Annotated in this window: 13 protein-coding genes; 2 read left to right on the plus strand and 11 right to left on the minus strand. The window is 70.4% G+C overall.

The window, feature by feature from the left end:
* Window positions 1-339: 339 nt before the first annotated feature.
* From SSPN_RS0106415 to fabG, 3 genes are all read right to left on the minus strand, one after another.
* The gene (locus SSPN_RS0106415) at window positions 340-1,359 is read right to left on the minus strand and encodes a ferrochelatase (RefSeq protein ID WP_010693020.1); all 1,020 of its coding nucleotides are present in this window, start codon (window positions 1,357-1,359) and stop codon (window positions 340-342) included.
* A gap of 67 nt (window positions 1,360-1,426) precedes the next feature.
* Window positions 1,427-2,194: an enoyl-ACP reductase FabI gene (gene fabI, locus SSPN_RS0106420; protein ID WP_010693021.1), complete on the minus strand. Its 768-nt coding sequence runs from the start codon at window positions 2,192-2,194 to the stop codon at window positions 1,427-1,429.
* Between the two features lie 68 nt (window positions 2,195-2,262).
* Window positions 2,263-2,967: a 3-oxoacyl-ACP reductase FabG gene (gene fabG, locus SSPN_RS0106425; protein WP_010693022.1), complete on the minus strand. Its 705-nt coding sequence runs from the start codon at window positions 2,965-2,967 to the stop codon at window positions 2,263-2,265.
* Window positions 2,968-3,143: 176 nt separating this feature from the next.
* Between fabG and SSPN_RS0106430 the strand changes: the two genes are divergently transcribed.
* A complete protein-coding gene (locus tag SSPN_RS0106430) occupies window positions 3,144-6,035 on the plus strand; it encodes an FAD-binding and (Fe-S)-binding domain-containing protein (protein WP_010693023.1) in 2,892 nt (963 codons plus the stop codon).
* A 93-nt stretch (window positions 6,036-6,128) separates the two neighbouring features.
* On the plus strand, window positions 6,129-6,479 hold the full coding sequence (gene trxA / locus SSPN_RS0106435; RefSeq protein WP_010693024.1) for a thioredoxin: 351 nt from the start codon (window positions 6,129-6,131) through the stop codon (window positions 6,477-6,479).
* 1 nt (window position 6,480) lies between these two features.
* On the opposite strand, the gene SSPN_RS0106440 is transcribed toward trxA, so the two are convergent.
* From SSPN_RS0106440 to SSPN_RS0106475, 8 genes are all read right to left on the minus strand, one after another.
* On the minus strand, window positions 6,481-7,203 hold the full coding sequence (locus tag SSPN_RS0106440; protein WP_029535031.1) for an MgtC/SapB family protein: 723 nt from the start codon (window positions 7,201-7,203) through the stop codon (window positions 6,481-6,483).
* A gap of 46 nt (window positions 7,204-7,249) precedes the next feature.
* Window positions 7,250-7,840: a class I SAM-dependent methyltransferase gene (locus SSPN_RS0106445; RefSeq protein WP_010693026.1), complete on the minus strand. Its 591-nt coding sequence runs from the start codon at window positions 7,838-7,840 to the stop codon at window positions 7,250-7,252.
* A 14-nt stretch (window positions 7,841-7,854) separates the two neighbouring features.
* Window positions 7,855-8,835: a VWA domain-containing protein gene (locus tag SSPN_RS0106450; RefSeq protein WP_029535032.1), complete on the minus strand. Its 981-nt coding sequence runs from the start codon at window positions 8,833-8,835 to the stop codon at window positions 7,855-7,857.
* 2 nt (window positions 8,836-8,837) lie between these two features.
* Window positions 8,838-9,791, minus strand: coding sequence for a DUF58 domain-containing protein (locus SSPN_RS0106455; RefSeq protein WP_010693028.1), 954 nt, complete (start codon window positions 9,789-9,791; stop codon window positions 8,838-8,840).
* A 14-nt stretch (window positions 9,792-9,805) separates the two neighbouring features.
* Complete coding sequence (locus SSPN_RS0106460; protein ID WP_010693029.1) at window positions 9,806-10,936, minus strand: AAA family ATPase; 1,131 nt, start codon at window positions 10,934-10,936, stop codon at window positions 9,806-9,808.
* Window positions 10,937-11,165: 229 nt separating this feature from the next.
* Window positions 11,166-11,750 carry a molybdenum cofactor guanylyltransferase gene (gene mobA / locus SSPN_RS0106465; protein ID WP_010693030.1) on the minus strand — a complete coding sequence of 195 codons (585 nt, stop codon included), beginning with the start codon at window positions 11,748-11,750 and terminating at the stop codon, window positions 11,166-11,168.
* 57 nt (window positions 11,751-11,807) lie between these two features.
* A complete protein-coding gene (locus tag SSPN_RS0106470; RefSeq protein ID WP_044573510.1) occupies window positions 11,808-13,136 on the minus strand; it encodes an NlpC/P60 family protein in 1,329 nt (442 codons plus the stop codon).
* A 171-nt stretch (window positions 13,137-13,307) separates the two neighbouring features.
* Window positions 13,308-14,138: an SIR2 family NAD-dependent protein deacylase gene (locus tag SSPN_RS0106475; protein WP_010693032.1), complete on the minus strand. Its 831-nt coding sequence runs from the start codon at window positions 14,136-14,138 to the stop codon at window positions 13,308-13,310.
* Window positions 14,139-14,263: the final 125 nt, after the last annotated feature.

A 14,263-nucleotide genomic window follows, 5' to 3' on the forward strand; every position in this document is an offset into this window, starting at 1 on the left:
CGCACGGAGGCCCTGCGCCCGCTGTTCGTCGCGGTCCCCGCCGCCCGCCGGGCGTCGGTCGCCGAGATGGTCCGCGTCCTCGCCGACCGAGCCGAGAAGTCCTGACTCACCCGATCGTGGAAGCGTGAAGGGCGCCTTTCGCCAAATCATTTGGCAGGAGGCGCCCTTCACCCGGAACGATGGCCCACCGTCAGCGGCCGGTCAGCACGAGATCCCGCACTCCGATCGTGGCGTGCAGCTGCTCGACTTCAGGAAATCCTCGAACCGTGCGCACGACGTCCAGGCCGTAGTTCGGCTCGATCGTCACCATCGTGATGCCCTCCACGCGGAACCGGCCCGTCAGCAACCGGGGGCGCAGGGTTCACCGTTGGTGGTGGAACCTGCTGCCGGCATGGTGGAAAGCTTCCGCGGCTCGACGCCGTCGGTGTGCTCGGCGATGAGTTCGACGATCAGCTTCGCGAACCGCGGGTCCGGACCGGCCGTCGCCGCGCGGGCGAAGCCCATGTCCAGCTCCGCGGCCTTATCCTTGGCTTCGTTGTCCAGGTCCCAGAGCACCTCCAGGTGGTCGGAGACGAAGCCGATCGGGCTGACCACCACCGCCTGGACGCCTTTGGCGTGCAGACCCTCGATGTGGTCGCAGATGTCCGGCTCCAGCCACGGCACCTGCGGCGGCCCGGAGCGCGACTGCCAAACCACGTCGTAGTCAGCCTCCCCGACCGCCTCCGCTACCAGCCGCGACGCCTCGGCGATCTGGCGGGAATACCACTGCGGCGCACCGTCCGGCCCCTCCTGCCCATCGGCCCTCACCGGGATCGAGTGCGCGGTGAACACCAGGCGCGCCTGCTCGCGCTGCGCCGGGTCCATCTCGGCGAACGCGCGGCGCACCGCGTCGGCGTTGGACTCGACGAACAGCGGGTGGTCGAAGAACTGCCGCAGCTTCACCAGTTCCGGGGCCCGCTCGCCGACCGCGGCGCGGGCCCGCGCGATGTCCTCGTGGTACTGCTTGCAACCCGAGTAACCACCCCAGGCGGAGGTGGCGAACACCAGTGCGCGGCGCACCCCGTCATCGGCCATCTTCGCGACGGTTTTCTCGACCATCGGGTGCCAGTTGCGGTTACCGAAGTAGACCGGCAGCTCCCGGTCCTGCGCAGCGAGTTCCGCCTCCAGGGCCGCCATGATGTCCTTGTTGAGCCGGTTGATCGGAGACACCCCGCCGAAGTGGTGGTAGTGCTCGGCGACCTCGTCGAGGCGTTCCGGCGGCACTCCCCTGCCTCTGGTCACGTTCTCCAGGAACGGTCGGACTTCATCCGGGCCTTCGGGGCCCCCGAACGACAGGAACAGCAACGCATCAAAGCTCACCCGACCATGATGCCGCCGCGCGACGAGCGCCCGCAGCCGGGGGCACCGGCCGCGGGCGCGTCGCAACTCAGATGCCGAGGGCGTGCACGCCGCCGTCGACCATGATCATCGAACCGGTGGTCTTGGGCAGCCAGTCCGACAGCACCGCGCACACCGACTTGGCCACCGGGGTGGGGTCGTTGACGTCCCAGCCCAGCGGGGCGCGATTGCCCCAGCCGGCCTCCAGGTCGGCGAAGCCCGGGATCGACTTGGCCGCCATCGTCCGCACCGGACCGGCCGACACCAGGTTGACCCGGACGCCCTTCGGCCCCAGCTCGCGCGCCAGGTAGCGGGAGGTCGACTCCAACGCGGCCTTGGCCACGCCCATCCAGTCGTAGGCGGGCCAGGCGACGCGGGCGTCGAAGTCCATGCCGACGATCGAGGCGCCGTCGCCCAGCAGCGGCAGCGTGGCGGTGCTCAGCGACTTGAACGAGTACGCCGAGACCTCCAGCGCGGTCGAGACGTCCGACCACGGCGCGGCCAGGAAGTCCCCGCCCAGGCAGGACGCCGGGGCGAAGCCGATGGAGTGCAGCACGCCGTCGAGCCCATCGACATGCTCGCGCACCCGGTCGGCGAGGCTGTCGAGGTGCTCGTCGCTGGTCACGTCCAGCTCCAGCACCGGCGCAGGCTTGGGCAACCGGCCGGCGATGCGCTGAACCAGGCTCATCCGGCCGAACCCGGTGAGCACCACCTCGGCGCCCTGCTCCTGGGCGGCCTTGGCCGCGTGGAACGCGATCGAGGCGTCCGTGATCACGCCAGTGATCAGAATCCGCTTGCCTTCGAGCAATCCGCTCACGTGTTTCCTCCGCTGTGCTTTCGCGAAAAGACTTGATCGTCCACTGCACCCGTCCAACCGGACCGGACTCAGTGGCCCATCCCGAGGCCGCCATCGACCGGGATCACCGCGCCGGTGACGTAGGCCGCTGCGTCGGAGGCCAACCACTCCACAGTGGCCGCGACCTCCTCGGCGGCGGCGAACCTGGCCAGCGGAATCTGGCCGAGGATCTCCTTCTTGCGATCCTCGGTCAGCGCATCGGTCATGTCCGTGGTGACAAAGCCGGGCGCCACCACGTTGACCGTGATGCTGCGCGAGCCGAGCTCCCTGGCGATCGAGCGCGCCAGGCCCACCAGGCCCGCCTTGCTCGCCGCGTAGTTGGCCTGCCCGGCGGACCCGGAGAGCCCGACCACCGATGAGATGAAGATCATCCGGCCCTTGCGGTTGCGCAGCATGCTGCTGGCCGCCCGCTTGGCCACCCGGTACGAACCGGCCAGGTTGGCGTCGATGACCCGGCTGAACTGGTCCTCGCTCATCCGCAGCAGCAGCGTGTCGTCGGTGATGCCCGCGTTGGCAACCAGCACCTCGACCCGGCCGTGCGCGGCTTCCACCTCGTCGAAGGCCGCAGCCACCTGCTCCTGGTCGGTGACGTCACACTGCACCCCGAACAACCCCTCCGGGGCGCCCGATCCGCGGTGCGTGACCGCGACCTTGTCCCCGGCGGCCTGGAAGGCCTTCGCGATGGCCAACCCGATGCCGCGGTTGCCGCCGGTCACCAGTACGGACCGTGCCACTGTGGATCTCCCCTCGAACAAATCTCAAGATTCCTTTCAGCCGCGACATTATCCGCTCGCGATCCCTGGCCGCTCGTCGCGTCCATACAGAAATACCTGCACCGTGTCGTGGTCCCCCTACAGCGACCGGGGCAGGCAGACTGCGCTACAGGAGCCCCGACCCGGGAGGCGCTTTCATGGCCACCTCGTTCGACGACCTCGCCGCCGAGCTGCGCGGCGCGCTGTCCGGCCCGGTTCGTTTCGACCCCGGCACCCGCGCGCTGTACTCCACCGATGCGTCCAACTACCGCCAGGTCCCGATCGGCGTGGTGCTCCCCCGCACCGAGGACGACGTGACCGCGGCGGTCGCAGTCGCCCGGCGGTACGGCGTGCCGATCACCGGCCGCGGCGCGGGCACCAGCATCGCCGGGAACGCTGTCGGTCCCGGCCTCGTTCTCGACTTCTCCAGGCACCTCAACCGAATCCTGGACATCGACCCCGAGCGGCGGCTGGCCCGCGTGCAGCCGGGCGTCGTGCTGGACTCGCTGCGGTCCGCGGTCGCCGGGCACGGCCTGACCTTCGGGCCGGATCCCTCCACCCACAGCCGCTGCACGCTCGGCGGCATGATCGGCAACAACGCGTGCGGCACGCACTCGGTCGCCTGGGGCAAGACCGTCGACAACGTGCATTCGCTGGACGTGCTGCTCGCCGACGGCACCCGACTGCAGCTCGGCGCGACCTCGCCGACCGAACTGGACCGGCTGTGCACGCGCGGCGACCGGACGGGTCGCCTCTACCAGGAGCTGCGGGCGCTGCGCGAGGACGCCGGTGACCTGGTTCGCCGCTCGTTCCCGGACCTGACCCGGCGGGTGTCCGGCTACAACCTGGACCAGCTGCTGCCGGAGAACGGGTTCCACCTGGCCCGGGCCCTGGTCGGCACCGAGGGCAGCTGCGCCGTGGTGCTGGGCGCGACGGTCCAGCTGGTGCCCTCACCGCCGGTCCGGGCGATGACGGTGCTCGGCTTCCCCGACACCTACGCTGCGGCCGACGAGGTGCCCCGGCTGCGCGGGTTGGACGCGCTGGCGATCGAGGGGCTCAGCGCCGAACTGGTGGACGTCGTGCGCCAGCGCAACCCCGGCTCGCCCGCATTGCGGCTGCTGCCCGTTGGCCGGAGCTGGCTGCTGGTGGAATCCGGCGGAGCCGACCAGGGCGAGGCCGAGGCGGCGGCGAATCGCATCGCGGAGGCGATGGGTACACGGGCGGAGAGCGTGATCCACACCGTCCCAGCCCGGATGGCCGCGCTGTGGAAGATCCGCGAGGAAGGCTCTGGCTACTCGACGCGGATGGCCGGTTCCGAACGGTGGCCCGGGTGGGAAGACGCCGCCGTACCGCCCGAGCGCCTGGGCTCCTACCTGCGGGAATTCGACGCGCTGCTGGCCAGGTTCGGCCGCCGCGGGGTGACCTACGGCCACTACGGGGACGGCTGCATCCACGTCCGGATCGACTTCGACCTGCTGTCCTCCCCTGGCGCAACCGAGTACCGGGCCTTCCTGGAGGCTGCGGCGGACCTGGTCGTCGCGCACGGCGGTTCGGTCTCCGGCGAGCACGGCGACGGCCAGGCGCGGTCGGCGCTGCTGAGCCGGATGTACCCGCCCGAGGTGATCGATGCGTTCGAGCGGTTCAAGACCGCCTTCGACCCCGTCGAGCGGTTCAAGACCGCCTTCGACCCCGACGACCTGCTCAACCCGGGCCAGATCGTGCGCCCGCGCCCGGTCGACGCCGACCTGCGGCTGCTGGTGGCCCCGCCCCGGCTGCCGAGCCGGACCACGCTGGCGCTGCACGCCGACTCTGGCGATCTCGCGGCCGCGACCCGGCGCTGCGTCGGGATGGGCAAATGCCTGAACACCACGGGCGGGGTGATGTGCCCGAGCTACCGGGCCACGAAGGAGGAGAAGCACTCCACCCGGGGTAGGGCGCACCTGCTGTTCGAGATGCTGGCCGGTCGTGTCGTCCGCCGCGGCTGGCGTTCGCCGGAGGTCCGGGACGCGCTGGACCTGTGCTTGTCGTGCAAGGGCTGCAAGTCGGACTGCCCGGTCGATGTCGACATGGCGACGTACAAGGCCGAGTTCCTGCACCACCATTACCGGCACCGCGTCCGCCCAGCCTCGCACTACGCTATGGGTTTCCTGCCGCTGTGGTTGCGCTTGGGGCAGCGCGTTCCGAAGCTGGCGAACCGGGTGCTCGCCGGACCGCTGGCCCCAGTGCTCAAGCGGCTCGGCGGCATCGACGCCCGGCGCGCGGTCCCGGAGTTGGCGCCGCAGACACTACAGGCGTGGTGGTCGAGGCGGCGCCCGATCGTCAACACCACCACTCGCGTGGTGCTTTTCCCGGACACCTTCACCAACCACTTCGATCCGCAGATCGGCCGGGACGCCGTCGCGGCCCTCGAAGCGCTGGGCCACACTGTGGAGATGCCGCGCGAGCCGGTCTGCTGCGGGCTGACCTGGCACTCGACCGGGCAGCTCGGCATCGCCCGCTCGATGGCCCGCCGCACGGCCCACCTGCTGCGACCCCGAATCGACCAGGGCCTGCCCGTCGTCGGCCTGGAACCCAGTTGCACCGCCTTCCTGCGCAACGACGCGCTGGAACTCGCACCACACGACCCGGACGTCGCGGCGCTGGCCGCGGCAACCAAGACATTCGCCGAATGGGTCGAACCGACCCGCTCGCAGTGGCGGCGAGCCGAATCCGGGCCGGAGGCGCTGGTGCAGGTCCACTGCCACCAGCACGCGGAACTGGGCTTCGCCGCCGATCAGGCCACATTGGACGCCACCGGAACCCGCGCGCGGGTGCTGGATTCGGGCTGCTGTGGCCTGGCGGGGAACTTCGGCTTCGAACGCGGCCACTACGACGTCTCGATCGCCTGCGCCGAACAAGCCCTGCTCCCGGCCGTGCGAGCGGCCGACCCGGGCACTGAGATCGTCGCCGACGGCTTCAGCTGCCGAACCCAACTACGCCAGACCAGCGAGACCGAGCCGGTCCACCTCGCCACCCTCGTCGCCCGCGCTCTCAACGTCAGCGGGTCGTGACGCGCGGTGATGGATGCGATACCGGGCCGGGGAATGCGAGGCCGGTGCCCCGTGTTGCTCGGATAAGCGCGCAACCAGCCAGGAGGAAATCAGATGGCAACGGTCGAGCTGACCACCGAGAACTTCGACGAGGTCGTCTCCGGCAACGAATTCGTGATCATCGACTTCTGGGCTGATTGGTGCGGCCCGTGCAAGATGTTCGCGCCAGTCTTCGAACGCAGTGCCGAGAAGCACGACGACATCGTCTTCGCCAAGGTGGACACCGAGGCCCAGCCGCAGCTGGCCGGCGCCTTCGAGGTCCGCTCCATCCCGACGCTGGCGATCGTCCGCGACAACGTCCTCGTCTTCCAACAGCCCGGTGCACTCCCGGAGAACGTCTTCGAAGACGTCATCCGCCAGGCCCGCGAACTCGACATGGAAGAAGTCCGCAACAGCGCGACGTGAGCTAGAAGCCCGGTTCGAAGGCCTCCCCGACCGCGGTATGCAAGACGCCCGGCAGCGCGCTGATCTCTTCGACCAGCGCCGCTGCGGGGGCTTTGCCTCGCAGCCTCAGCGCGACCACGGCGGTCCGCTGCTGCTCGTCGTCGGTGTCCTCGCGTTCCACTTCCAGATCCATCACGGTCCACCCCCGGCTGGTGCACAGGGTCAGCACGCTGCGCAGCACGCCGTACCCGTCGAGGTAACCGATGCGAAGCACCTGCGGCTCCCGCAGCGACTTACGCATCAACCGCATCAACCGCGGATATCCCATCGCCACGAGGAAGTGCACAGCCGTCACCGCCGCGGCCAGCACCACCAGGCCGCTGCCGCAAGCCATACCGACCGCGGCGACCACCCACACCGTGGCCGCAGTGGTCAGGCCACGAACCGCGTCGCGGCGCACGAAGATCAAGCCACCGCCGATGAACCCGATGCCCGAGACGATCTGCGCCGCCACCCGCGACGGGTCGAACGAGACCCGGTCGAGCACCAGCAGATCACCGAAGCCGTACTTGGACACCAGCATGAACAGCGCCGCGCCGACGCCCACCAAGGCGTGCGTGCGGAGTCCGGCGCTCTTGGCCCGGATCTCCCGCTCCAGCCCGATCAAGCTGGAGAACAGCAGCGCAATGCCCAGCTCGACGAGCAGTGGAACCTCGCCCAACCCGGCTACAACCGCACCAGACATCCCTGGAACGTAACGCACCGCACCAGATCGGTCGCCATCAGTGCGCTCAGCCGGCCTGCCGCGGCCGCCTGGCCAAGTAGGCCACGGCAGGCGGCAGGTTGCGCCAAACAGTCCGGCTGATCACCGTCTCCTCGAACTCGGCCCGCAGGTCTGCCAGCTGCCGGCGGGCCGGCGGGGCCCACCTCGTCCAGGTGTAGGCGAACTGCGTGAACGCGCCGCCGGGAACCAGCGACCGGGCGATCAGCCGGATCAGCGGAACCCCGTCCATCGGCGCGTGCGCCACCCACGGCAGGCCGCTGACCACGACATCGGCCCGCAACTCGCGCTGCCGCAACAGCTCCGGCAGCTCCCGGGCGTTCGCGCACACCGACTCCACCGCCGGGAACCGCTCCCCCAGCTCCGCCGACCACCGCGGGTTGAGCTCCAGCGCCAGGTGCCGTCCGCGGCCGCCGAGCCGGCGCTGGATCACCTCGGTGAACGCGCCGGTGCCCGGCCCCAGCTCGACCACCACCGGATCACCCCGGTGCGGGATGGGCGCCACCATCTGCTCGGCCAACGACAGCGAGCTGGGACCGACGGCAGCGGTCGTGGTCGGCGATTTGACGAACTCCCACAGAAAACCCGCTGCTGTGCCCACCGGCGCTCCCGTCGCTAAGGCAACCTTCGGCCGGCGAACAACGAGATCCCGGCCGCGATGATCGCGGCGAGCGTACCCAGCACCAGCCACGGCTTGCTGGCGTCTGTGTGCTTGGTCTCGTACCCGATCTGCTCGCCGAGCGTCGCGTACACCTCGCGCAACTGCTCGGCGCTGGCAGCCTTGTGGAACTCACCGCCAGAGAGCCGAGCGATCTCCTGCATCGCCTCGTCGTCGACCTCGACCCACTCCTGCTCGCCCTCGATCTCGATGCTGCCGTGCTTGGTGCCGAAGGAGATCGTGGAGATCGGGATCCCGACCTGCTTGGCTTCCTTGGCCTTGGTGTAGGCACCGCGCGGCGCGTCCATCTCGCGCGGGATCGTCTGCCCACCGTCGGCCATCAGCACGATCCGAGCCGGTGGCGCCCCGGCCGGGCCGCCGACGATCTTCCCGAACGAGTCGATGGCCTGCAGCGAGGCGTTGATCCCGTCGCCGGTGGCGGTCGCCTCTGCCAGCTTCAGGCTGTCGATGGCCTGCTTGACGCTCGCCCGGTCGGTCGTCGGCATCACCAGCACCGTCGCGGTGCCCGCGAACGAAACCAGCCCGAGGTTGATGCCCGGCGTCAGCTTGTCCGCGAACTCCTTCGCGGCGACCTTCGCCGCCTCCAAGCGGCTGGGTTCGACGTCGGTGGCCTTCATCGACAGCGACACGTCGATGGTGAGCATCACGGTGGCCCGGTTGCGCGGGATCCGCTGCTCGGCGGTGGGTCCGGTCAGCGCCACGGTGAGCAGGATCAGCGCCACTCCGAGCAGCGCCGGAGGCACGTGCTTCCACCAGCCTTGCCGGGTCGATGCGACCCGGTCGAGCACCTCCATGTTGCTGAACCGCAGCGTGTCCCGACGGCGGCGGCGCAACGCCCACAGGTAGCCGGCGATCAACGCCGCGACCACGAACAGCAGCAGGAACCACCACGGTGTGGTGAATCCCGACAAACTCAACATCACGCTGCTCCTCCGGACCAACCCCGTTTGCGCGCCACCACGAACCGCACCACGTCGGCGATCCAGTCCGAGTCCGTCCGCAGCGACAGGTGCGCGCACCCGGCTCGCCGCAGCACGGCCGCGACCTGGTCACGGTGCGCCGCAGCGGCGGCGGCGAACTCCTTGCGCAGCACCGGGGTCGTGTGCACCTCCCGCTGCTTGCCCGTTTCCGGGTCCGACAGCAGGACGGTGCCGACATCGGGCAATTCCAGGTCGCGCGGGTCCAGCACCTCGATCGCCAGCAGCGAGTGGCGGGCCCCCAGCCCGCGCAGCGCGCGCTGCCAATCCGTCGGCCCCAGGAAGTCCGAGATGACCACCGCCAGCCCGCGCCGGCGGGGCGGTCGACGCAGCGCCTCCAGCAACTTCGCTAGATCACCCCGCGTGCCTTCCTCGGCGCGCGGCGTCTCGGCCACCTTCTTCAGCAGCGCCCGCGCATACGCCGCGCCACCGCGCGCCGGCAGCCGGACCGGGTTGGTGCCGTTGTCCACCACCGCGCCGATCCGGTTGCCGCCGCCGCTGGTCAGGAACATCACTGCGGCCAACGCGGCGACGGCGAGCTCCCGCTTGTCGCAAGCCGCCGAGCCGAAGTCGAGGCTCGGCGACAGGTCCATCGCCACCCAGGTCTCCAGCTCGCGGTCCGCGACCGTCTGCCGGATGTGCGGTTCGGCGGTACGGGCGGTGACCGCCCAGTCCATCCGCCGCACGTCGTCACCTGGCTGGTAAACCCGCGCCTCGCCCGGCTCGGTGCCCGGACCGGGCACCAACCCCAGGTGGTTGCCCTGCAGGAGGCCGTCGAGTCGGCCGCGCACGTTCAGCTCCAGCGACCGCAGGGCGGCCTCCAGCCGTCCGGAGTCCAGGGCGGGAGGCGCCCAGGACGGACGATCGCCTCGGCCGGAATGGGGTGCTGCCGACACCGCTGCGTCGCTCCTCACTGGTGCGGGTTGGGCCCGAGGTGCGGCTGCTGCCCGTAACCACCGGGACCAGCGGGGCCGACGGCCGCAGGCGGGCCCGTCTGCGGCCGCGCCGACACCTGCGGCAGCGGCACGGTTTGCAGCACCCGGCTGACGATGTGCTCGACCGGGATCCCGTCGGCCAGCGCGTCGTAGGACAGCACCAGGCGGTGCCGCAGCACGTCCGGGACCACGTCGACCACGTCCTGCGGCAGCACGTAGTCCCGGCCGCGCACCAGCGCCAGCGCCCGCGAGGCGGCGATGATGCCCAGGCTGGCGCGCGGCGAGGCGCCGTAGGACACCCAGCCGGCGATGTCGGACAGGCCGTGGTCGTTGGGCACCCGGGTGGCCACCACCAGCCGCACGACGTAGTCGACCAGCGCGTGGTGCACGAACACCCCGGCCGCCACGTTCTGCAGGCGGATCAGCTCGTCGGGGTTGAGCACCGGGTTGGGTTCCGGAGCGGCCACGCCCATCCGGTAGATGATCTCGCGCTCTTCCTCCGCCGACGGGTATTCGACGGGCAGCTTGAACAAGAACCGGTCCCGCTGCGCTTCCGGCAGCGGGTAGACGCCCTCGTTCTCGATCGGGTTCTGCGTGGCCAGCACCAGGAACGGGGCTGGCATCGGGAAGCTCTGGCCGCCGATGGAGACGTGCCGCTCGGCCATCACTTCCAGCAGCGCCGACTGGACCTTCGCGGGCGCGCGGTTGATCTCGTCGGCGAGCACGAAGTTGGCCAACACCGGGCCGAGCTCGACGTCGAAGCGCTCGCTGCCCTGCCGGTAGATCCGGGTGCCGAGAATGTCGGCGGGCACCAGGTCGGGGGTGAACTGCAGGCGGGAGAATGAACCGCCGACCACCCGCGCGAAGGTCTCCACGGCGAGCGTCTTGGCCACGCCGGGCACGCCCTCCAACAGAATGTGGCCCTTGGCCAGCAACCCGGTCAGCATCCGCTCGACGAGCCGGTCCTGGCCAACGATCACCCGCTTGACCTCGAAGACGGTGCGCTCCAACAGCTGCGCGTCCCGCGCCGGGGTGCTCACCTGGTCCGCCGGGCGCGCCGCCGCCGCTCCGGCGCCCCCGCTCTCACCGTTGCCGGCCTCGGTCACTTCTCCCAGCCTCCTGTCGTCGATGCGGCCGTCCCCGGCCGATCAAGATCCTGGCACGCTCCCGTCGCACACTCGCGCGGGGGCAATCTCCCACGGACACCCAACCCCACCGGCGGTATGAGCGCTGTGAAGCCCCACCGAAATCTTAATTTCACTCAACACTGAAACCACAGATACTACAAACATTACGAGCGGAGTTCTTTGCCGAGTTGGTCGTCAGGGATGCCCCTCACCCATCGCCTTCCCGGGCCTGACGGGCTCGACTGAGGTCCTCGGGTGTGTCCACATCGGACGCCTCTGCCCCGGAGGCCCTAACCCGTAGCGGAGCGAGCGGCGCGAAGACGGAGCGGAGAGCACGGTTGCGGATTTCCGCAGGCATCGACACCCGAACAGCGGCTGTCCGCCACACCCCCACCAGCCATTGTGGATTTCCACCATCGTCCGCCAGCACCGCGCCAGAGGCTTCCGGATCGGCGCGCAACGCCTGCATCAGGCGCGAGATCGTCGCCGCCGTCAGATGCGGGTGATCTCCAGCGAGCACCGCCACCAACGGCATCGACGCGGGCACCTTCAGCAAGCCGGCGTGCACACCTGCGAGCGGACCTCCACCCGGCGGGTCTTCCAACGTCCACTCGACTGGCCTGGACGTCGTGCGCGGACGCCCTACCACCACTACCGGGTCGGCGTCCACGACCGCATCAAGCGTGCGGTCAAGCAGGGTCCTGCCCCCGACCGGCAGCAAGACCTTGTCCACGCCGCCGAGCCGACGCGCGCTGCCACCGGCCAGCACCACTGCCGCGAAGTCCGCTGCCACAAGCTCAATGGTTCCAGCCGACCAAACCACACGGCCAGCCGGTCCGCGTTCGGCGACTCAGAGTATCCGGACCGCGTACGGGGCGATGCCGCCGTAGCGGACTGCGGTGACCCGGACCTGCGAGCCCGAGTACGGCGCTTCGACCATCCTGCCGCTGCCGAGGTAGAGCGCCACGTGATGGATCCTGCCGCCGTCCTGCCAGAACAGCATGTCGCCGCGCCGCATCTGCGACAGCGGCACCCGCCGACCGGACTGGTACTGGTAGCCGCTGTAGTGGTCGAGGCCGACGCCCGCACCGGCGAAGGCGTAGATCATCAACCCGGAGCAGTCGAAACCGACCTTGCGGTAGTCGCCGTACGAGTCGGCCACTCCCCCGTCCCGGATGCCCTGCGATGGGCCGCGCGAAGTCCCGCCACCCCAGGCGTACTGCACCCCCAGCTGGGACAGCGCCCGCCCGACGACCATCTCCACAGACCGGCTACTCGAAGGCTGCGTGGCCACGACAGCCGCCGACGCGGCTTCGCCGCTCGCTGCGACCTGGAGCGCCGCCTGCGCCGCCGCCTCCTCCTCGCGCTGCTTCGCAGCCTGCCAGCTCTCATACCGGCCGCGTTGCGCTTCCAGACCCGCTACGCGGGAGCGCGCCTGGGCGAGCTGCGCCTCGACGCCCGCCTTGTCGGCCTCCAGTCGGCGCGCCTGCTCCGCCTGCGTCGCCTGCGCCGTGATGGCCACCTGCTTCGCGGCCTCGGCGGCGCTGCGCGCCTGGTCCGCCGCGATGCGCTTCGCTTCCGCGTCCTGCAGGGCCGCTCGGGTCAGCGAGTCCTTGTTGACCTTCTCGACCCGTGCGCGCTCCAGGTCGTCCAGGGCGTCGAGCTGGGATGCGCTGATCGCGTCCAGCAGGACCGCCCGGTCGAGTACGTCCTGCGGGTTTTTCGAACCGATGTAGGCCGTGACCGAGCCGACCCGGCTGCCCTGCCGGTAGCTGCTGGCCGCGAACCGGTCGAGCCGCTTGCGCTGCTCCTCGATCTGCCTGGCGGCCGCATCCGCCTCGGCACCGGCCGTTTCGGCGGCCTTCCGCGCGTCGTCGTAGGCGCGCTCCGCGCGGCCGAGGTCGACTCGCGCCTTGTTCGCGTCCTCCATCTTGATCTCGACCTGGGACTGCAGGCCGACCAGCTGCGACTCGGCCTCGGACAGCCGGTAGGCCAGCTCCCCCACCTGGCCCGCCGTGTACTGCGCCGTCGCTCGGCCGGCGTTCAGCTCGGCGTCGCTGGGGTTGGCCGGCGGAGGCGGCACGGCCAGGGCGGTGCCACCCATCGCCAGTCCTACGGCGGTCAGCAGCGTGATCGTGGCAATGCTTTGCGTGCGGAGTACCCCTCGGGATCGCGACACGACCGTCACCTCCAACTGCTGCGCCCGATCGATGTAAACGATCGGCCGAATGGAGTCACACGACGGTCGGAACTTTGGCACTCCTGTCCCGAATACACCACCCGAAACGGCTACGACACGCGCATCATCAACCACTCGTGTCACACCGATGGAAGTCCGCTTTCGGCCCGGTCAGCTCCAGGTGCTGGGGTCGCCCCAGGTGCTCAGCGGGCCCGGCGGTTCGATCAGCGGCGCGGCCGCGAGGGCCGGCAGCACCTCGACCAGCGACTCGCGCAGCACCGCGGCCGCCGCGTTGTCGTACGGAGTCGGCTCGGCGTTGCAGATGATCAGCTCCGCACCAGCCCTGACAGCCAGCTCCGCGAAATCCGCCGCCGGGTGCACCGTCAGCGAGGTGCCAGCCGCGACGAACAGGTCACAGTTCAGCGCCGCGCGCTGGGCGCTGCGCAGGACGTCGGGGTCCAGGGACTGTCCGAAGGAGACGGTGGCCGACTTCAGGATTCCGCCGCAGGAACGACAGGGCGGGTCCGCCTCACCCGTGGTCACCCGCTCCAGCGCGGCGCTCATCGGGCCGGTCGCGCCGCAGTCCAGGCACACCGTGCGGAAGATCGTGCCGTGCAACTCCAGGACCCGGTCCGGGTCCAGGCCGGCTCGTTGGTGCAGCCCGTCGATGTTCTGGGTCAGCAGCGCACCCAGCCGCCCGGAGCGGTCGAGGTCGACGAACGCGCGATGGGCGGCGTTGGGTCCGGCGCGCCACGCCGGGTGCTCGGCGCGGCTGCGCCAGGCCTGCTCGCGGACCTGCGGGTCGGCGACGTAGCTGTCGAGGTCGCTGAGTCGCTGCGCCGCCGGGTTCTTGGTCCACACCCCGTCGGGGCCGCGGAAGTCCGGGATCCCGGAGGCCGTGGACACCCCTGCGCCGGTGAGGGCGGTGATCCGGCGCGCGCCGCCGAACAGTTCGCGAGCGCGCTGCCAGTCCGCGCCGTCAACCGTGCCTCGCTGCGTCACGACTCCACCGTCCCACGGACCGCCCGCCGGGAGTGTCCTTCTGCACCGTTCCACTGCTCACAACGCCTGGACCTGGGCATGTGAAGGCCGGTTTGCATCGTGGTAACGATCGGCAAGCCCGCTTG

Origin of the sequence: Saccharopolyspora spinosa NRRL 18395 (assembly GCF_000194155.1) — a bacterium.
GTDB classification, from domain to species: Bacteria; Actinomycetota; Actinomycetes; order Mycobacteriales; family Pseudonocardiaceae; genus Saccharopolyspora; species Saccharopolyspora spinosa.